This window comes from Steroidobacter sp. (assembly GCF_036406195.1).
Taxonomy (GTDB): domain Bacteria; phylum Pseudomonadota; class Gammaproteobacteria; order Steroidobacterales; family Steroidobacteraceae; genus Steroidobacter.
This window is the reverse complement of sequence record NZ_DASWVW010000033.1, coordinates 133,428-152,923: the sequence shown is the minus strand read 5'-3', so window position 1 is coordinate 152,923 and position 19,496 is coordinate 133,428. Positions and strand designations below refer to the sequence as shown.

General features: G+C 62.7%; 17 protein-coding genes. 9 read left to right on the top strand and 8 right to left on the bottom strand.

The genetic code is table 11. The features are described 5' to 3' along the window. Window positions 1–130: 130 nt before the first annotated feature. From VGE08_RS15720 to VGE08_RS15710, 3 genes are all read left to right on the top strand, one after another. Entirely contained in the window at window positions 131–1,957 is a 1,827-nt protein-coding gene (locus tag VGE08_RS15720) for a PQQ-dependent dehydrogenase, methanol/ethanol family (protein WP_331068857.1), read from the top strand. A 236-nt stretch (window positions 1,958–2,193) separates the two neighbouring features. Then, on the top strand, window positions 2,194–2,505 hold the full coding sequence (locus VGE08_RS15715; protein ID WP_331068856.1) for a DUF2845 domain-containing protein: 312 nt from the start codon (window positions 2,194–2,196) through the stop codon (window positions 2,503–2,505). 37 nt (window positions 2,506–2,542) lie between these two features. Continuing rightward, window positions 2,543–3,418, top strand: coding sequence for an alpha/beta hydrolase family protein (locus tag VGE08_RS15710; protein ID WP_331068855.1), 876 nt, complete (start codon window positions 2,543–2,545; stop codon window positions 3,416–3,418). 51 nt (window positions 3,419–3,469) lie between these two features. Here VGE08_RS15710 and VGE08_RS15705 read toward each other — a convergent pair whose 3' ends face one another. Beyond that, window positions 3,470–4,879 carry an amino acid permease gene (locus VGE08_RS15705; RefSeq protein ID WP_331068854.1) on the bottom strand — a complete coding sequence of 470 codons (1,410 nt, stop codon included), beginning with the start codon at window positions 4,877–4,879 and terminating at the stop codon, window positions 3,470–3,472. A 56-nt stretch (window positions 4,880–4,935) separates the two neighbouring features. On the opposite strand from VGE08_RS15705, the gene VGE08_RS15700 reads away from it, so the two are divergent. From VGE08_RS15700 to VGE08_RS15690, 3 genes are all read left to right on the top strand, one after another. Continuing rightward, complete coding sequence (locus tag VGE08_RS15700) at window positions 4,936–5,544, top strand: 5'-nucleosidase (protein WP_331068853.1); 609 nt, start codon at window positions 4,936–4,938, stop codon at window positions 5,542–5,544. 42 nt (window positions 5,545–5,586) lie between these two features. Then, on the top strand, window positions 5,587–6,204 hold the full coding sequence (locus VGE08_RS15695; protein WP_331068852.1) for a family 20 glycosylhydrolase: 618 nt from the start codon (window positions 5,587–5,589) through the stop codon (window positions 6,202–6,204). A gap of 222 nt (window positions 6,205–6,426) precedes the next feature. After that, a complete protein-coding gene (locus VGE08_RS15690; RefSeq protein ID WP_331068851.1) occupies window positions 6,427–7,044 on the top strand; it encodes a LysE family translocator in 618 nt (205 codons plus the stop codon). 6 nt (window positions 7,045–7,050) lie between these two features. On the opposite strand, the gene VGE08_RS15685 is transcribed toward VGE08_RS15690, so the two are convergent. Next, window positions 7,051–9,555: a TonB-dependent receptor gene (locus tag VGE08_RS15685; RefSeq protein ID WP_331068850.1), complete on the bottom strand. Its 2,505-nt coding sequence runs from the start codon at window positions 9,553–9,555 to the stop codon at window positions 7,051–7,053. A 366-nt stretch (window positions 9,556–9,921) separates the two neighbouring features. Between VGE08_RS15685 and VGE08_RS15680 the strand changes: the two genes are divergently transcribed. Continuing rightward, a complete protein-coding gene (locus VGE08_RS15680) occupies window positions 9,922–10,965 on the top strand; it encodes an NAD(P)-dependent oxidoreductase (RefSeq protein WP_331068849.1) in 1,044 nt (347 codons plus the stop codon). Between the two features lie 104 nt (window positions 10,966–11,069). On the opposite strand, the gene VGE08_RS15675 is transcribed toward VGE08_RS15680, so the two are convergent. From VGE08_RS15675 to trxC, 3 genes are all read right to left on the bottom strand, one after another. After that, window positions 11,070–12,368, bottom strand: coding sequence for a serine hydrolase domain-containing protein (locus VGE08_RS15675; RefSeq protein ID WP_331068848.1), 1,299 nt, complete (start codon window positions 12,366–12,368; stop codon window positions 11,070–11,072). A gap of 221 nt (window positions 12,369–12,589) precedes the next feature. Continuing rightward, window positions 12,590–12,814 carry a hypothetical protein gene (locus tag VGE08_RS15670; protein ID WP_331068847.1) on the bottom strand — a complete coding sequence of 75 codons (225 nt, stop codon included), beginning with the start codon at window positions 12,812–12,814 and terminating at the stop codon, window positions 12,590–12,592. 271 nt (window positions 12,815–13,085) lie between these two features. After that, window positions 13,086–13,544, bottom strand: coding sequence for a thioredoxin TrxC (gene trxC / locus VGE08_RS15665; RefSeq protein ID WP_331068846.1), 459 nt, complete (start codon window positions 13,542–13,544; stop codon window positions 13,086–13,088). Between the two features lie 110 nt (window positions 13,545–13,654). Here trxC and VGE08_RS15660 point away from each other — a divergent pair, with 110 nt between their 5' ends. Next, the gene (locus tag VGE08_RS15660) at window positions 13,655–15,010 is read left to right on the top strand and encodes an MATE family efflux transporter (protein ID WP_331068845.1); all 1,356 of its coding nucleotides are present in this window, start codon (window positions 13,655–13,657) and stop codon (window positions 15,008–15,010) included. Here VGE08_RS15660 and VGE08_RS15655 read toward each other — a convergent pair. After that, window positions 14,949–16,331, bottom strand: coding sequence for a sorbosone dehydrogenase family protein (locus tag VGE08_RS15655; RefSeq protein ID WP_331068844.1), 1,383 nt, complete (start codon window positions 16,329–16,331; stop codon window positions 14,949–14,951). The two genes, VGE08_RS15660 and VGE08_RS15655, sit on opposite strands and share 62 nt — an antisense overlap. Window positions 16,332–16,486: 155 nt before the next feature. On the opposite strand from VGE08_RS15655, the gene VGE08_RS15650 reads away from it, so the two are divergent. Beyond that, on the top strand, window positions 16,487–17,008 hold the full coding sequence (locus tag VGE08_RS15650; protein ID WP_331068843.1) for a gamma carbonic anhydrase family protein: 522 nt from the start codon (window positions 16,487–16,489) through the stop codon (window positions 17,006–17,008). Here the strand turns inward: VGE08_RS15650 and VGE08_RS15645 are convergent. Together VGE08_RS15645 and VGE08_RS15640 are read right to left on the bottom strand one after the other, a co-directional pair. Next, window positions 17,005–17,598 carry a GNAT family protein gene (locus tag VGE08_RS15645; RefSeq protein WP_331068842.1) on the bottom strand — a complete coding sequence of 198 codons (594 nt, stop codon included), beginning with the start codon at window positions 17,596–17,598 and terminating at the stop codon, window positions 17,005–17,007. The genes VGE08_RS15650 and VGE08_RS15645 overlap by 4 nt on opposite strands. Window positions 17,599–17,669: 71 nt before the next feature. Continuing rightward, complete coding sequence (locus VGE08_RS15640; RefSeq protein ID WP_331068841.1) at window positions 17,670–19,397, bottom strand: GGDEF domain-containing phosphodiesterase; 1,728 nt, start codon at window positions 19,395–19,397, stop codon at window positions 17,670–17,672. Window positions 19,398–19,496 lie beyond the last annotated feature (99 nt).

The following is a 19,496-nucleotide window of genomic DNA, read 5'->3' as shown; positions in this document are numbered from 1 at the left end:
CTACGCCCGGGCTTGCCGCCCGGGCGGACCTGCCCTCTTGTGATGTCCTGCCGGATTTCCTGATCCGGCCGCCCGTATTACATTGCCTTCGCCGTGCCGGATCGAGGCGCGGACCACGTTGGGGGATGCGATGCGGCCCTTCCGTTCAACGGTACAGCGAGTGCTGAAGGGCACGGCGGTTGGCCTGGCGCTCACTCAATCCATCGTCAGTCTCGCGGGCGAAGTCGATGCGCCGCGCCTGCTCGCCGCGTCCGGCAACACCGCGGATTGGCTGACTCACGGTCGAACCTACGACGAACAGCGGTTCAGTCCCCTCGCGCGAATCGATCAAAGCAATGTGGCCGAGCTGAAGCTTGCGTGGTTCTATGACTTCGACACCACGCGTGGCCAGGAGGCCACGCCGCTGGTGATCGATGGCGTCATGTATGTCACGTCTGCCTGGAGCAAGGTATTCGCACTCGACGCCCGCACGGGGCGCGAGTTGTGGCGGTTTGATCCGCAGGTGAAGCGCGCCAAGGCAATCGATGCCTGCTGCGACGTGGTCAATCGCGGTGTCGCGGCCTGGGGGCATCGCGTGTTCGTGGGCACGCTCGACGGTCGGCTGATCGCACTCGATCGCGACACCGGCGCGCCGGCCTGGTCGGTGCAGACCACGGACCCGAACAAACGTTACACTATCACTGGCGCGCCACGCGTGATCGGCGGCAAAGTCATCATTGGCAATGGCGGTAGTGAAATGGGCGTGCGCGGCTATGTGTCCGCCTATGATGCTGACGATGGCCGGATGCTTTGGCGCTTCCACACTGTCCCGGGCGATCCCAAGCATGGATTCGAGAACGCCGCGATGGAACGCGCCGCCAAGACCTGGCGCGGTCAATGGTGGAAATACGGTGGTGGCGGCACCGTGTGGGATTCGATGGCCTATGACCCGCAGCTGGATCTTCTATATATCGGCGTGGGCAACGGCAGCCCATGGAATCATCGTATCCGCTCGAATGGCGAGGGCGACAATTTGTATCTGTCGTCCATCGTGGCCTTGCAGCCGGCCAGCGGCGAGTACGTCTGGCATTTCCAGACCACGCCGGCGGAGTCGTGGGACTTCACTGCGACTCAACACATCATTCTCGCCGACCTGAGCATCGGCGGTCGCCTGCGCAAGGTACTGATGCAGGCGCCGAAGAATGGCTTTTTCTATGTGCTCGACCGTGCTACGGGCGAATTCATTCACGCCAGCAACTACGTGAACGTGACCTGGACGACGGGGCTCGATCCGAAAACCGGACGTCCTCACGCCGTCCCCGAAGCGCGTTATCTGCATGAGCCGGCGATGGTGGCGCCCGGGCCGCTCGGTGCGCACAACTGGTACCCGATGTCGTTCAGTCCGCAAACGCGGCTGGTTTATATCCCGGCGCTGGACGCGTCGGGCTACTACCAGCACGACGACGATTTTCAGTGGGGCGAGCGAACATTGAATACGGGTTTGGCAGTGTCCCGCGATGCTGCCAATGCCAGGACTGTTGCCGAGGCGGCAAAGAGCAAGGGCGGCGCCATGTTGCTGGCGTGGGATCCGATCGCACAGCGGGAAATGTGGCGAGTGAACCATGAGCGCGCCGGCAACGGCGGCGTGCTCACTACTGGCGGCAAGTTGGTGTTCCAAGGCACGGCCGACGGCTTGTTCAATGCATACGCTGCGGATACCGGCGCTCGCTTGTGGTCGCACGATGTGCAGAACGCCATTCTTGGCGGCCCGGTGACATTCGAGCTGGACGGTGAACAGTATGTCGCCGCACTGGCTGGCATCGGCGGCGTCGCTGCCACTAGTGCTGCCGGTGGCCCGCAGTCGCGCAGTGCATTCGGTCGCGTCGTCGCCTTCAAACTGGGCGCCAAGGCGAAGTTGCCGCCATTACCTTCTTACTCGCCTCGTCGCCGACCCGGCGGCAAACGTGACTTTCGATAGCACGGCAAAGTTTACGAAGCAGGAGCCAGGCGAATGCCTGGCCAGTCGCTCCCATCCCGTCATTCACTTGGCCGCGAAGCGCCCCTCATGGAGGGGCGCTCGCATTTGGCTGTGGCCGACGCCTGCCCTGACAGCTGCAGCGCCGCCCTAATTCCCGCGTAATCTTGATAAGCTTGGCCTCCACGAGGGGGCAGCCCAGGAGTCGCGGCGTGTTGGGCGATCACCGATTCAGATTCGTGCGTCTTACGGCCTCAATGTTGGCCCTGTTGGCTGTAGCGGCCCCGGCCGGCGCCGATTCCATGCGCTGTGGCAAATGGGTGGTCAACGAATCCGTCACCGTGGACGAGCTGGTGAGCAAGTGTGGGCAGCCGCGCAGCAAGGACATCACCAAGGAAGATGTCTACATGACCAATGTGAACGGCATGCGCGTGAAGACCGACAGGGTCACCATTACCGAGCGATGGATCTACCAACCGTCTCCACGCTCCCTGCCGATGGTGGTCGTGATCGTCGACGGCAAGATCGTCAGTCTGACGCGCGCCGACTGACCCCGGGTCAGGGCCTTACGATCCCGGGAGGACCTCGATGTTTCTTCTGCGTACTCGTTCCCATGCATTTTTCGCATCCGTCTGCCTGGTGCTGTTGGCAGTGCCAGCGCTCGCGAGCGAGATGGTCTCGCGCGAGCTCGAGTCGCCAACGTTGCAGCGAAGCTGGGCCTACGAGGTCTACTTGCCTTCCGGATACGACAGATCGCGATCGAGCTATCCGGTCTTCTATCTGTTTCATGGCAATGGCGGCAGCCGCCACGACTGGTTGCAGAAGGGCAGGATTCAGCGCACCGCCGATTCGCTGATCGCGCGCCGCGAGATCCCGGCGACCATCATCGTGATGCCGGATGCCGGCACCAGCTGGTTCGTGGACGGGCGCGAGAAGATGGAGACCGCGGTGATTCGCGATCTGATTCCGGACGTGGAGAAGAACCTGCGAGTGTTGAAGTCCCGGGACGGGCGCTTGATCGGCGGCCTGTCCATGGGCGGTTACGGCGCGCTGCGCTTTGCGCTCAAGTATCCGGAGATGTTCGCAGCCGCCGCGCTATTGTCGCCCGCGATCTACGACCCGCTGCCGCCGCCGAAATCGAGCGCCCGCACGGTGGGTACCTTCGGTCGTGGCGAAAAGGAGTTCGACGATCAGGTTTGGCAACGTTTGAATTATCCCACCCTGTGGCAAGGCTACCTGGCAAAGCGGACGCCGGTGCCCATGTATATCAACTCCGGCGACGATGACGAGTTCATGATCGAAGCGGAAGCGACCAGGCTCTACTCGCTGCTGCGAGCCAACGAACAGCCTGCCGAGCTACGCATCGTCAACGGCACGCACTCCTGGGAGGTCTGGGAGGACACCATCGACGACGCGATGAGATACATCTTTCGCTTCGCTGCCAAGCCCACCGCGGCGGAGTGACGATCGCGCCGTAGGAGGGCGGCAGTCTGCCGCCGCTCCTGAATTTTCAAATCACGCGCGCGCCAACGCGCTCTGAAACCGGGCGTAAATGAAATACACCGCGATGCCGATCGCGTTCCAGATCACGAAGGTGGTTTTCGTCACGCTGGGCAGGCTGTTGAACAAGTACGCGCAGCCGATGATTGCAGCGGCCGCCACGGTCGTCGCAGCCGGCGTGCGGAACGGGCGAGGGGCCGTGGGTGCCTTGTTTCGCAGCACCAGCATGCAGATCGCGACCGCGATGAAAGCCACCAGCGTGCCGGCGTTTGCAACTTCGGCGATCCGTTGCAGCGGCAGAAATCCGGCCATGATCGCGACAATCACGCCGGTGATCATCGTCATCAGCACCGGCGTGCCGGACTTCTCGCTGACCACGCTGAGCCGCTGCGGCAACAGGCCATCGCGAGCCATGACGAAGAAAATGCGTGACTGGCCGTACATGAACGCCATGATCACCGTGGGCAGCGCGATGATGGCGGCAAAGCCGATCCAGCGCGCGGCGACGGGGTGTTCCAGGTTTCGTAACACCATGGCGAGCGGCTCGGAGCTGGCGGCCAACACGTCGGTGCGAGTGCTGCCGATCGCGGCGGTAGCCACGACCATGTAGATGAGCGTGCACGCGACCATGGAGCCGATGATGCCGATCTTCAGATCGCGGCCCGGATTCTTGGTCTCCTCGGCGGCGGTGGACACGGCATCGAAACCATAGAACGCGAAGAAGATCAGCGCCGCGGCCCCCATCATGCCGTACTTGGCACCATCGACTTCGTTGGCGCCGAAGCCATGGGGAGCGAACGGCTCGAAGTTGCCGACATCGAACGCCGGAATCGCCAGGGCGATGAAGGTGGCCAGCGCGAGCAGTTTCACGAACACCAGGATCATGTTGACCGTCGCGCTTTCGCGGGAGCCGGCCGCGAGCAAGCCGGCGACGGCCAGGGAAATCACGATGGCGGGCAGATTGATCACGCCACCCGCCGCGGGGCCGGCGAGCAACGCCTTGGGAACGTCCAGTCCGAGCGAGAGAATGAATCCCCCGGCATAGCCCGACCAACCGACGGCCACGACACTGCACACGACCGTATATTCGAGAATCAAGGTCCACCCGACGAACCACGCCGGCAATTCACCGAGCGCCACATAACTGTACGTGTACGCGCTGCCCGCCATGGGCATCATGGTCGACATCTCGGTGTAGGCCAGCGCGGCACAGGCGCACACCAGCCCGGCCACGACGAATGAAATGATCACGGCCGGTCCGGCGAGGCCCGCACCCACGCCGATCAAGGTGTAGATGCCGGTGCCGACGATGCCGCCGATGCCGAGGCACACCAGGTGGATCCAGCTCAATGTGGGCCGTAGCGCGCTGTGCGTCTCCCGGGCGCTGACGGACTCGAGACTCTTGCGGCGGTTCCAGAAGGCCATGGGGCTCCCCGTTGTTCGTATGGCGCCATTGTACGGGCTGTTATGATGCGCGTGACATGACCGACAATCTTTCCCACGAGCTCCCCAATCCGCTGCTGGTGATGGCGCTGCCGCTCGAAAGCCAGGGCGTGTTCGAGGCCGCAGGCATTCCCATCTTGTATACCGGCATCGGCAAGGTGAACGCGGCCTATGCGTTGACCCGCAAGCTCGCCGAGTACGCACGGGCCGGCCAGCCTGTGCCGCAAGTCATCAACTTCGGTACCGCGGGCAGTCGCCGGCATCGCACCGGCACCGTCCTGGAATGCAATGCCTTCGTGCAGCGGGACATGGATGTGACTGGCCTGGGCGTACCGCTGGGTGTCACGCCGTTCGAGGACATTCCCTCGCGCCTGGAATTTCCAGCCCGCTTCGATCAGCTGCCGAGCGGCTGCTGTGGCAGCGGCGATTCCTTCGTGATGTCCGAAGCCGCGCTGGAGTGCGACGTGGTGGATATGGAAGGTTACGCGCTCGCCAAGGTTTGCTGGATGGAGCGAGTGCCCTTCACCTCGGTGAAATATGTGACCGATGGCGCGGATCACGCCTCGGGCCAGGACTGGCACAGCAATCTCAAGCTCGCGGCGGATCAGTTCCTGGCGCTGTATCGACAGATCTCTGCTCGGCCCTGAAGCCCGCCAGCGGCGCCGGGCAGTGCCACCAACCTCTACAACGTGGAAGAAGAAACGTTCGTGTTCTTCGACGATGTCTTTGCTCACATCGCCGCGCTGTTCCCGGCTGAATACATTCACATCGGCGCGGGCGACGTCCCCAAGGATCAATGGAAACAGTCGGCCAGGGTGCAGGCTCGGATGCGCGAGCTGGGCATCATCAACGAGTCGCGGCTGCAACGGTATTTCTTCGAACGAATCTCCGGAGTGGCTTCCGGGTACGAAGTGATCGTTTCGTCCGCCGAGCAGCTGAGCTTCAATCGTCCGCAGAGCAGCGGCAGGCGAGCCGATGCCGGCGAGATTGTCAGCCTGGGCGATGTGTATCGCTTCGATCCGGCGCCCGCGGCCTTGTCGGCGCAGGATCGCAGCCGTTTGATCGGTGTGCAGGCCAACGTCTGGACCCGCCGCGACGGCAACGAGGAAGAAATCGAATCTCTGACTTTTCCTCGGGCCGCTGCCCTGGCGGAGATCGGCTGGGTGCATTCGATACGACTGCATTGGCCCGATTTTCAGCCACGCATGGCGGCGATGCTGGGGCGCTATTCGCGACTGGGTGGCGAGCCCTTGTCCAGGGCCACCTCGATCAATGTCAGTGCGGACATTGCGGGTGATCGGATGTAGTTGACGGAAATACTCGACGCGTCCGGCGGCATCGTCCGACGCTCCCGCCCGCTCCTGCGCTTGCAAGCGGAGGACACGAATGACAATCGCCCCGATTGCTGAAACTGAGGGCTGGAGCTCCCTCATTGCCGCTACCACGAGCTGCAAGCATTGCTGGCGCTGGCGCGCGCCCGGTAAGCTGGCCGCTCCCGGCACGGACGAGCCACGGGCAGGAGGACTGATATGTCTTTGTATGGGCTTCTGGTTTTTTCCGCCGTTTACGCTCTGGCCGTCGCCTCGCCCGGGCCGGGTGTGGCGGCCGTCATTGCCCGCTCGCTCGCCAACGGCACGCGCGGCGCGCCGGCGTTCATCGCCGGCTTTCTGGTGGGTGATCTCATTTGGTTTGCATTTGCGGCCACTGGCTTGGCGGCGCTGGCTCAAAGCGCTCACGCCGTGTTCGTGGCGGTGAAGTACGCGGGCGCGGCGTACCTATTGTATCTGGCGTACAAGATGTGGACCTCGCCAGCCGTGGCGGCGGACAACACTCCCGGCCTGGAAAAAGGTCAGAAGCCCTTTCAGTTGTTTCTCGGCAGTCTGGCGCTGACGCTCGCCAATCCCAAGACCATGGTGTTCTTCCTGGCGTTGTTGCCGACGGTGGTGTCGCTGGAGCGCCTGACGTTGCTGGGTTTCGCGGAAATGGTCGTTGCGATTTCCATCTTGTTGCCGCTGACCTTCAGTGCCTACGTCGTGCTTGCCGATCGCGCGCGCCGCGTGTTCAAGAGCACCAAGGCCGTACGCAGAATCAACCGTGGTACGGGGGCGGCGATGGCCTGTGCCGCCGTCGTTGTTGCTACCCGGTAGCCAGGCTCAGAAGGTGTAGCTCAGGCGTCCATAGACGAACCGTCCGGAGCGGCCGAACGGCGAGTAGTTGGAGAACGATTGCGTGCCGGTGAGATTGTTCGCCGGCGGCAGCGGATCCGGATACTCGTCGGTAATGTTGTCGGCGCCGAGGGCTACTTTGATCCTGTCGGTGATCGACAGGCGTGCCTCCAGGTCCACCAGGGTCGTGGGTGAGAGGGTGAAGTCCAGCGCGGGATTGGGATCCGGCGAGAGAACTTCACCGTAGCGCGTCGCTCGCAGCGTCGCGCCCCAGCCGCTCAGTGTCCAGTTGATCGCCGCCGTGTACTTGTCTTTCGGCGTTCCCTCCTCGTAGCTCAGTACGTTGAAACGATTGAACAGGATTGGCGGGGTCGGCAATGCCGAGAGTTGCGGTGTGGTCGGCACGCGAGTGACATCGGTCGAGTTGAAGTTCGCAGTCACTATGAAATCGAACTGCCCGAGAGCGTCGGTCGACCACGGATAGCTGAGCATGATGTCGACGCCTTCGGTCTCGGTGTCCACACCGTTGATGAAAAAGCGTCCGCCACCGATACCGACGAAACCGAGGCTGGTGAGATAGTCCACCACGTCGCTGGAAGTGAGGTTCTCCGACAGCACGATGCGATCGTCGATGTCGATGCGATAGGCGTCGATGGTGAGTGTCAGGCCGCCGAGGCGCGCGACCGCGCCCAACGAGTAGTTCAACGATTCTTCCGCGTCGAGTGGCTGCGCGCCCAGGGCTCTGGCGGCCGGGTCGTGTACCGGGAAGGTGGCGATATCGTATGGAATGCCGCCGATGAAGTTGGTCGACGTGGTCGAGAAGTACTGTTGCTGCAATGACGGCGCCTTGAATCCGTTCTGGACCGAGGCGCGCAGCGCGAAGCTCTCGGTGAAGTCATAGCGCAACGACAGCTTGCCGGCGAGATTCTCGCCGAAGTCCGAATAGCTCTCGCCACGGAGCGCCACCGACGCCAGCAGTTGCTCGGTGACATTCGCTTCCAGATCGATATACGCGCCGACCGCCGTGCGGTCTTCGTCCACTTCATTCGCCGGGCGAAAGCCGGGGAGTACCTGCGCGCCGGATTGTGTCGGCGATCCGTCCGGCAGCAGCACGCCGCCGTTGCGATACGAGTCGGGCTCGCCGGCGTGAATGCTGAAGGTTTCCCGCCGCGCTTCCACGCCGATCGCGATGTTGAGCGGCGAGGCCAGCCCGACCTCGACAGTGCGCACGCCGGCCACGTTCAATGTCAGCTGGTCGTAATCGAAGCCGCCGGAATCGAACGAGGTCTTGCTGGCCGGGCCGAGCGAGCGGTTCAGCGAATGTTTCACCGTGTAGTCCATTTCGTTGCGCCCGTAGCTCAGCGACGAATCCATCTGCCACGGCCCGAGCTGCCAGTTCACGCCGAACGCCGCCGACAGGTCGATCACTTCCGGCGCAATCAACGGCAGGAAGCCGTCGGGATAGATCTCGATCGTGTTGCGAGCATCGTTGGCAATGCGATAAAAGCCGGCCGACAGCGCGTCGCGATCCTGGTAGCTCGCCCAGCCATACATCGTGGCACCGCTTGCGACCTGGTATTCCGCGTTCACGAACAGCGTCTTCTGCTCGATCTCCGGTTCGCCGTACCACGAGTTGAAGCGGTTGAAAGTGGTTTCTCGCGGATCGTAGGCGCCGTTCACCAGAGGATACTGCTGACGTATGTCGTAGCCGCCGCGCTCCGTGTGCTCCTGATCCTTGTACTCCGCGGCGATGACTACCGAGCCCGTCGTGCCGATCGGCAGACCTTTCCAGGCAGACACGGTGAGTGTTTCGCCATCGGACCTGTCGCGGCTCAGTCGCGACGGTGCGGACCACGTGGCATTGGGTGCGGTGACAGCGCCCACCAGCACGTCATAGCTGGTTTCTCTCCAGCCGTATGTGACCGTCCCGTCACCGCCATCGTTGTTGGTCTTGAGCCGCAAATTGATGACACCGGCGATGGCATCGGAACCGTACTGAGCCGAGGCGCCGTCGCGTAACACTTCCACGGACTGGATGATCGCATTGGGAATCGTGTTGAGATCCACTGCCGTGGAGCCGCGGCCGATGCTGTTGTTGATGTTCACCAGCGCGGCTTGATGGCGGCGTTTGCCATTCACCAGCACGAGTGTCTGGTCCGGTGCGAGACCGCGCAATGTCGCTGGACGTACCGTATCGGTGCCGTCGCTCAAGCCAGGGCGAGGAAAATTGAATGAAGGCACCGTGACGGACAGAGCCTGGCTCACTTCGGTGACGCCGAGGTTCTGCAGTTGCTCGCCGCTGACGACATCGACGGGAACGGCAGTATCCAAGGCAGAGCGATTCGCCACGCGCGTTCCGGTGACGACGATCTGCTCGATCTCGCCGCTGCCACCGCCGGCACCTTCCTGCGCGGGCGCGGCTGGAGTCAGCAAGATCAGGGGCAAACTCACCAACGCTCTGCCAGCAAGACGCGGCCAGTAGTCGCGATCCATGACGGTCTCCCTGCGGTGGACAAGAATTCGGTTTAATACCAATGGTGCTTAGTTAACCGTCTTTGTCGCAGCGGATAGCGGATAGCGGTTAGCCAGAAATGAGCTAAATCCTGGCCTCCGTTCTGCCCTAACCGCTAACCGCCAACCACCAACCACCAACCACTGCAGGGCGCTAACTAAGTGCCATTGGTTTTAATACCATCTCGATCAAATGGCAATTGCACGCGTGTTGCTACGCACCGACAAAGACGACCGCTGCCGACATTTTCGGCAGCGGTAGGGAACGAGTACACGGACTCATGCATTTGCATGGGTCGCGTATAAATTTTTCCATGTGTATCTAACGACCGGCGGCTGCATATGCGGATGTTCGTGACTGGCGCCAGCGGCTTCATCGGTGCGCACTTCGTCGAGCGCGCCTTGGCAGAGGGTCACGACGTCGCCGGGCTCTATCGCAGCGATGGGCCAAAACACCAGGTCAGCATCGAGCAACTTCGCAACCGCGGCGCGAGTCTGCGACGTGGCGACATACTGAAGCCTGAAACATTCGCCGACGCATTGAGCGGCGCGGACTGCGTCTGTCATTTCGCTGCTGCGTTTCGCGAGTCCGGCGCGGACGAGGCGTACTTCGAGCGCATGAATGTCGAAGGCACTGCGAACGTGGCACGCGCGGCGGTAGCCGCTGGAGTCAAACGATTCGTTCATTGTGGCACGGCGGGCATCTACGGTCAGCGAGTTGCCGGCACTATCGACGAGCGAACACCGATCCGGCCCTGGAACAGCTACGAGCGCAGCAAACTCGCGGCGGATGAAAGGGTGCGCGAGATCGCCAGCGGCGCGGGCATGGAGTACGTCATCCTGCGGCCCACTGCCGTGTATGGGCCGCGTGACGAACGGCTGTTGAAATTATTCCGTTCGGCGGCAAAAGGCCGTTTCCCATTGTTCGGGCGCGGCGATGGGCGGCGGCACCTGATCTATGTCACGGATCTCGCGGATGCGTTTCTGCGCGCGTGTACGGCGGCATCTGCGGCGAATCAGGAATTGATCGTCGCTGGACCGAAGGCTGTGCCGTTGCGCGAGATGTTACAAACGATCGCGCAGGTCGCGAATCGTCCGGCATTCGGGCCCAGCCTGCCGTTGAAACCCATGCTGGCGCTGGCGGCGGTGGTGGAAGACACCTGCAAGGTGCTGAAGATCCAGCCGCCGATCTACCGCCGCCGCATGGATTTCTATTTGAACGATGCGGCCTTTGATTCGAGCCGGGCGCAGAGCGTGCTCGGGTGGCAGCCGAAAGTGGATCTCGCCGAGGGCTTCTCCGCAACGCTGCAGGCCGTGCGGCGGGAAAAAGGCGCCCCCACGCTGGCGCAGGCGTCTGTCTTGCTCTCGTTGCTCACGTTGTTCACGGATTGAGAGAGAAGTGACTGATGAATGGTGACTGATGAAGGGTCGGAACCGGAGGCGAAGAAATCCTCTTCTGACTATTCATCGTTCATTGGTCACCAGTCACTTCTTTCTTATTCGATCAGTAGCGATTGATACACGAGGTTCGCGAACTTCTCGCGAAAGTCGGTCTTGTTGGGCATGAGCTGGAGCATCAGCACCACCACCAGGCCCGAGCTCGGGTCGACGCGATAACTGGTGCCATAGGCGCCGCCCCAACCGAACGAACCGGGGGCTTCCAGGCCGCTGGCGCCATATTTCTCCACGACTTCGAAACCGTAGCCGAAGCCCATGCCGGTCTTGTAGAGATCGCCGATCTGATCGGTAGTCATCAGTGCGACGCTGCGGGGTGAGAGGATGCGCGTGCCGGACAGAGCGCCGCCGTTACGGAGCGCTTCGAGAAAGCGAGCATAGTCGCTCGCAGTAGAGAGCAAGCCTGCGCCACCCGCGAAATTCCTGCGGGGGCCTTCAACGTAGTGACCTTGCCCCTTCGAGTCATCTGGTGCGCGTACGATCTTGCCGTTGGGGCCGGTGGCGTACACGGCGGCCAGACGGCGGCGCTGATCTTTCGGCAAGAAGAAATTCGTGTCCTTCATGCCCAGTGGCTGAGTGATGTTAGTGCGGAAATATTCGTCCAGCGGCAGGCCCGATGCCCGCTCGACGACGCAACCGAGAATGTCGGTGTTGTAGCCGTACACGAACGACTCGCCAGGCTGTGCCACGAACGGCACGGACGCGAGTCTTTCCATGGTCGTGCAAGTCCGTTCGTTCTTGTCGGCGGTGTACCAGCCATTGCCTGCGTTGGGACCGAGTCCCTTCTCGGCGTACAGCGCCGCCACCCGAGGTTCCGTGCCATAGGAGATGCCGGCGGTGTGCGTCAGCAAGTCGCGCAACGTGATGGGCCGCTTTGCCGGGACGGTGCGGCCGCCGGCATCGTTCTTTTCCAACACGGTGGTCGTGGCGAACTCGGGAATGAATTTGCTGACCGGGTCGGTGACCAGCAGCTTGCCTTGCTCCTGCAATTGCAGGATGGCGACGCTGGTGAGCGCCTTGGTCTGGGAAGCGATGCGAAAGATCGTATCGTGGCTCATGCGCGTGCCGGCTTCCTTGTCCGCCCAGCCGGCGGCCTGCTGATACACGGGCTGGCCGTTCTGCAGGATCAGAGCGACCGCGCCGGCGATGAGATTTTCATCGATGTACTGCTGCATCAGCGAGTCGATGCGGGCGAGGCGTTCCCTGGAAACCGTGCTGGCAGCGCTGATCTGGGCTCCAGCGCCGTTCGCGGCAATCCAGCTTTGCGGTTGCGGCGTGTCGGCATAGGTGACGGTGCTCAACACCGTGACCAGCAGAGTCGTCAGCAAGCGGGTGCGCATGGCGGTCCTTGATGTTCTTTGCCCGCGGCGATTGTTACCGATAGCGTCCCGTTCAGCCAGACGTTCAGCCAGACGTTCAGGCAACCGTTCAGGCAGCGCACGATCGTCGGCAAAAAAAAGAGCCACCGCCGCGAGCCCCGCGACGATGGCTTCCGGGAAAAACGATGTTTGTCGACGAATACGAATTCGATCAGGACAGTGGCTGCGGATTCACGAAATCGTCACGGGCGCGGCATCACCGCGATGTGAGAAACATCGGCAGCGATGGGGCCGCTCGTATCCGGATGCGGCGTGGTGAGTCCGGTTTGCTCCCCCGATATCGCGAGGTTGCGGCCTTCTGGAGCATCGTCGATGGCATGCGGGTGCGCGCCGACGATCGTCACAGCCAATAGCGATGTGGTCATCGCCATCGCGGCCCAGGCGGCGGATGTTCTGGTCGATCTCATGAATCCTCTCGGGAAGTGACTGGTGATTGATGACTGATGACTGCTCAGATCGGCTTCGTTCAGGCCTGGGGCGGCCGGGATGCATGTTCTGACCATTCACCATTCATCAGTCACGAGTCACTTCTGGTTCGTCGCGAGAGAGCGACTGCGCTCCTGCCGGCATATTCGGCAACGCGCCAGCGTTCGGATGCATTCGTCGCTGGGTTACGGAGCGCGGGCGGGCCGGGGATATATCAGGCATGACACGGGCGCAAGGATGTGCCCGTCGCAGTCAAAGCACCTGTTGCAGCCATTGGAGCAGGCTGCCGAGATCCATCGCGCCCGATTGACGGGCGATCTCGCGGCCTTGCTTGAATGCAATCAGGGTCGGGATGCCTCGAATCCCGAAACGCGCCGACAGCGAGGGCTCGCTATCCGAGTTCACCTTGGCGAAGCGCGCCCGGAGCCGCAGACGCCGCGCCGCTTCCTCGAAGTGGGGCGCCATCATCTTGCAGGGACCGCACCAGGGCGCCCAAAAATCCACGATCAGTGGCAGATCGTTGCGGCTGGCGTGGCGGTCGAACGAGGCCGTCCTCAATTCCAGGGGCCGGCCCTCGAACAGCGGCTGGTGACATTTGGGACATTTGGGCCCCTGGTCAAGGCGGTCGGCGGGAATGCGCACGATGGCATCGCAGTGTCCACACACCAGGTGGACGCGGTCGCTTGCTGGGGAGGAAGGGGAAGAGCTCATGATTGCACACGATTTTGCGCCTGGCAGGGGCGACTTCAAGCACAATAGCCCACTTCCCAGTCTTCTTGACCTGTGGTCGGCCCGGACCGGCCGGCCCTGACCGTTCACTCATGAAAGATTTGACTCAAGGCTCGATTGCCGGGCACGTGATCTCGCTCGCGGTGCCCACGGCGGCGGGCATGCTGTTCCAGACCCTGTATTTTTTCGTCGATCTGTATTTCGTGGCGGAACTGGGCGATGCCCCGGTCGCCGGTGTGAGCGCGGCGGGCAACATCATGTTCATCGTCGTGGCGCTCACCCAGGTGCTGGGCGTCGGTACCGTCGCGCTGATTTCGCACGCGGTGGGCCGGAAGGATCAGCAGGACGCCAACCTGGTGTTCAATCAATCATTGCTCATCGCGGCCCTCTCCGGCCTGATCGCGCTGGTGGGCGGATACTGGATGACGAACCCCTATCTGCGCCTGGTGGCGGCAGATGAGCAAACGATTGCGTACGGGCGTGCCTATCTGTTCTGGTTCCTCCCGGGCGTGGCGCTGCAATTCGCCATGGTGGCGATGGCGTCGGCGCTGCGCGGCACCGGCATCGTCAAGCCGACCATGATCGTGCAGGTGCTGACGGTGCTGATCAACACCGCGCTCGCGCCGGTGCTCATTGCTGGTTGGGGAACGGGCCGCCCGCTGGGCGTTGCCGGAGCCGGTCTGGCGAGCACCATCGCCATCGTGGTCGGCGTGGCGTTGCTCTCGATCTATTTCTTCCGGCTGGAAAAGTACGTGTCGTTCCATCCCGAGCAATGGCAGCCGCGGCTGGCGGTGTGGAAGCGGATGTTCACCATCGGCTTGCCCGCCGGTGGCGAGTTCGCCCTGTTGTTCGTCTATACCGGCCTTACGTATTGGGCGATCCGCGACTTCGGTGCCGCGGCCCAGGCAGGCTTCGGTATCGGCACTCGGATCATGCAGGGTATCTTTCTGCCTGCCATGGCCATTGCCTTTGTGGTCGCGCCAATCGCAGGCCAGAACTTCGGCGCCAGGCGCCCGGAGCGGGTGCGCGAGACGTTTCGTGTGGCGGCGACCCAATCCGTGAGCGTCATGCTGGTGCTCATGGTGCTGTGTCAGTGGCAACCCGAAGCCCTGGTGTCGTTCTTTACCAAAGACCTCGAGGTGATCCGCGTCGGCGCGCTGTTCCTGCACCTGATCTCTTGGAACTTCGTCATGAGCGCATTGATCTTTACCTGCTCCGGCGTGTTCCAGGCGCTTGGGAATACAGTGCCCGCGCTGCTCAGTTCGGCATCACGAATCGTCGTTTACGCGTTGCCGCTGATGTGGGTCACGGCACGGCCCGGTTACAAGATCGAGCACGTGTGGTACCTGTCGATCGCGGCCAGCGCCGTGCAGACTGCGCTCAGCTTCACTTTGCTGCGGAAGCAGATGCGTCTGCGGCTTGGCTCACCTGCGAGTCAGCCGGCGTAACCCGCCACACACAGTTGCCGACATCATCGGCGACCAGCAGTGCGCCATCATGGCCGACCGCGACGCCGACCGGTCGGCCGCGCGCCGCGCCTTCGCTGCTGAGGAACCCGGTCAGCACGTCTTCGGGCAACCCGATCGGCCTGCCATTGGCGAAGGAAACGAAAATGACTTTGTAGCCGCTGCGCGGCTTGCGATTCCACGAGCCATGCAGACCGATGAACGCGCCATTGCGATATTTTTCAGGCAGCAGGTCGCCTTCGTAGAACACCAACCCCAGCGCGGCGGTGTGCGAGCCAAGCGCGTAGTCGGGGACGATGGCTTTGGCGACCAGGTCGGGACGCTGCGGCTCGACACGGTCGTCGACGTGCTGGCCGTAGTAGCTGTAGGGCCAGCCATAGAAGCCGCCTTCCTGCACCGAAGTCAGATAGTCGGGCACGAGGTTGGGGCCGATCTCGTCTCGCTCGTTTACGACGGTCCACAACACACCGGATTGCGGCTGCCAGGCCATGCCGTTGGGATTGCGCAGGCCGGAGGCGAAGACGCGGCTCGTGCCGGTGGCTGCGTCGATTTCGAGAATGGCGGCGCGCCGCTCTTCCGCCTCGATGCCGTTCTCGGCAACGTTGCTGTTCGAGCCGACGGTGGCATAGAGCTTATCGCCGGTGGGGCTGGCGATCAGGTTCTTGGTCCAATGATGATTGAGCGTGCCGGCGGGCAGGTCGGTCAGCTTGACGCCGGGTTGTTTGATTTCGGTGCTGCCCTCCTGATAGTCGAAGCGCAGCACCGCGTCGGTGTTCGCTACATAGAAGCGATTGTCGACCAGCGCCATGCCGAACGGCGATCTCAAGTTCTCGATGAAGCGTGTGCGCACTTCAGGTGTGCCGTCACTATTGGCGTCGCGCAGCAGAGTGATGCGATTGGCGCTCGGCGTCTGTGCGCCGGCTTTTTTCATCATTTTTCCCTTGAAGTAAGCCTTGATGCCTTTGTTGTCGTCGGGGCGCTCGGGCGCATTCGTTTCCGCGACCAGGACATCGCCATTGGGCAGCACGTACAGCCAGCGCGGATGATCGAGGCCGCACGCGAAGCGCGACACCGCCAATCCCCTCGCCGGTGTCGGCGCTTCATCCGCCTGCCACGGCTTGGCTTCTGCCACTGCCACCGTCGGAATCAGTGATTTCTCGGGTGCCGGCAAGTGCGGGTGCGGGCCGTAGCCTTGATCGGCCGTCATCTGCGAGGTGACTTCCGAGGCGAGCGCGGGGCTTGCAATGCAGGTGGTTGCGAGCAACGAGTGAATGGACGAGGCGAGGGCAGATCTTGCACGCATGACTGAGCCCACCGGCAACCGATACATCGCTTCAAGAGGCGGGACGGCGCTGGAGTTCCTTTAGCCCGGCAGCCAGCGACCTTGCGAATGCGGGCATTTCGCTGGCGGCGGGTTAGAATGCGTGCGCAGCGAGAACGAAGTTGTCTGGAGTTTCCATGCCTTTGTATCGATTGGGCGAGCATGTTCCTTCCGTGCACCAGAGCGTGTTCATCGCGCCCGGCGCAAGCGTGATTGGCCGCGTGGTGCTGTCGGAAAACGCCAGCATCTGGTTCGGCGCCACGATTCGCGGCGACAACGACACCATTACCATCGGACGCAACTCCAATGTGCAGGAAGGCGCGGTCTTGCATACCGACCCGGGAATTCCTTTGACGGTCGGAGAGAACGTCACCGTTGGCCATCAGGCGATGCTGCACGGATGCACCATCGGCGATGGCTCATTGATCGGTATTCAAGCCGTGATCCTGAACGGTGCCGTCATCGGCAAGAGTTGCCTGGTAGGCGCGGGTGCCGTCATCACCGAGCGCAAGGTCTTTCCCGATCGCTCGCTGATCGTCGGCGCTCCGGCACGCGTGGTTCGCGTGCTCTCGGATGAAGATGTGGAGACGCTGCTGAAGAGCGCGCATATCTACGTCGAGCGTCGCGCGCGCTTCCTGGCGGATCTGCAGGAAATCTAGCGCTGGCGACTGAGCTGGTGGCGCAGGTGCGAGCGCACGGCCGGCCATTCGCTGGCTATGATGCTGTAAACGCAGGTATCTCGCACCGTACCGTCGCTGGCACGGCGATGATTGCGCAGCACGCCATCGAGCCTGGCCCCCAGCCGTTCGATGGCGCGCCGGCTTTGATGATTCAGGAAGTGCGTGCGGAACTCGACCGCGATGCAGTCGAGCTCGTCGAACGCGTGTGCAAGCAGCATCAGCTTGCACTCGGTGTTGAGGGCCGTGCGCTGCACGCTCTTGCGATACCAGGTTGAACCGATTTCCACGCGGTGCTGCTCGGCGTCGATGTTCATGTAAGTCGTCATGCCGACGGCCTTGCCGCTCCTGGCCGCCACCACCGTGAAGGGCAGCATCGATCCTTTGCTTTGCTGTTCCAGCCGCTTGTCGATTTCGGCTCGCATCTTGTCCGGCGCTGGAACGAACGTGTACCACAGGTTCCACAACTCGCCGTCGCGCACCGCCTCGACCAGCTCGTCGTGCCTTGCGTGAGTCAGCGGTTCCAGGGTGACGTGTTCGCCGAGCAGAGTGACGGGTTCGGGCCAGGGCATGGTCGTGCACGCGCGTTGAGTGTGAGGCCCAACATGATAGCGCGGCGCGGCGGCCGTCGACGTTTGTTTTGTCAGCTGGCGTGCAACAAACCGGCCGTGGGCGCGAGGATGCCGTTGAGGGGACGAGGTTTGCCGATGGCGTAGCCCTGGCCGTATTCGACCTCCAGCTCGATCAGGCGCATGCAGATTTCCGGAGTCTCGACGTATTCGGCGATGGTTTCCATGTCCATGGCGCTGGCGAGTTGCGCGACCGCGCGGACCAGGGATTGCGAGCGCTCGTTATGCATGAGGTCGCGAATGAACGAGCCGTCGATCTTCAACGACGAGAATTGCAGGTTCTTCAGGTGCGTAAGCGAGCTCAGTCCAGTGCCGAAGTCATCGAGGGCGAAGCGGCAACCACGCGCGCCCAGAGTGCTCATCAATGTCCGGGCATGTTCCATGTTGCTGACCGCGGCCGTTTCGGTGAGCTCGAAGGTCAGTGTCGCGCCGTCGATGCCACTCTGGTCGAGCTGCGCCTGCAGCCAATCGAGAAAGCCATCGTCACCGAGGGTCGCGCCCGAGAGATTGATCGAGACGTGTAACGGCTTGTAGCCGGGGTGTGCGCTGGCCGCGCGCAGATGTTTGAGCACGTCGCTGATGACGCAGCGGTCGATCTGCGGCAACAGCTGATAGCGGTTGGCGGAGGCCATGAAGCTCGCCGGCAACACCAGCCGGCCCTTCTCGTCGATGATCCGCAACAGCATCTCGTAGCGGTGCACGGAGTCCGGGGTCAGTAGCGAGGCGATCGGCTGGCCGAAGATCTGATAGCGGCCTTGTTCGAGCGCGCTGCGCAGCCGCCCGACGATGGCGATGTCGTCGCGCCGTCGAATGATGCTGCTATCGGAGACCTGGTAGATCTCGACGCCATTGCGTCCGCGCTCCTTGGCCGCTTTGCAGGCGGCCTCGGCGGCGGCGAGCGCGTGATCGAAGCTGCGCTCGCCCTGGCGCAGGGGTGCCGCCCCGAAACAGATCGACAATGGAATTGCTTCAGCGCCGATGGTCAGCGATCGAGCCTCCACGGCATCGCGCAGTCGGGCGCCGATCTGCTGCGCTCTCGGCAACGGACAATCGGGAAGGAAGATGGTGAAGCGGTCGCCGGACAAGCGGCTGAGGACGGCATCTTCGTTGGCCAGCGCCGCCGACAACGCATGCGCAACCGCGGCGATGGCGCGGTCGCCGGCTTCGAAGCCTACGATGTTGTTGATGACGTGCAACTGATCGATGTCGCCATGGAGCACGCTCGATTCGGAATCACCGAGCGACTCCAAGCGCCAGCCGATCAGCTTCTCGAGGCCGACGCGCGTGATGAGTCCGGTGATGGAATCGGCTGGCAGCGACAGCAGGCGAGCGAGCTGGCGGCTCAGCTGAGCGGCCACTGGCAGATGATCCTGATTGAACGGCTCCGCGCTCATCGGGCGGAACAAGATCACTATACCGGCCAAGTCGCCGGCCGCGTCCGGGACAGGCGCAACCAGGAAGCGACCGATGAGCGGGCCGCCGTTCTCGTAACGAACCTTGTTGCGAATCAGCGGCGCGCTCGCGTCGGCGCCGGTGCGATTGCGAGCTTGCATCAGGAAGGTATCGGCAATCCCGCTCAGCATCTCTTCGGCGGTTGCTCCGATGGCGAGCGGCACATCCGACCCGTCGCAGTGGCAATGGAATGCATCGCGCGATGGCGTCGTGAAGGCGGCCGCATGGCAGCCAATGCGCCGCTGCGCTTCGAGCAGAAACTGACGAATCGTGCTTGTTGCCGAATCCATAGGAGAGGGCCCGCCCCAACCCTTGGGCCCGCACGGGAAATGTTAAGTTGATGGGGGCGGGCGCGGTGAGAAGCTGTTCGCAAACGACTCAGCGGAGCC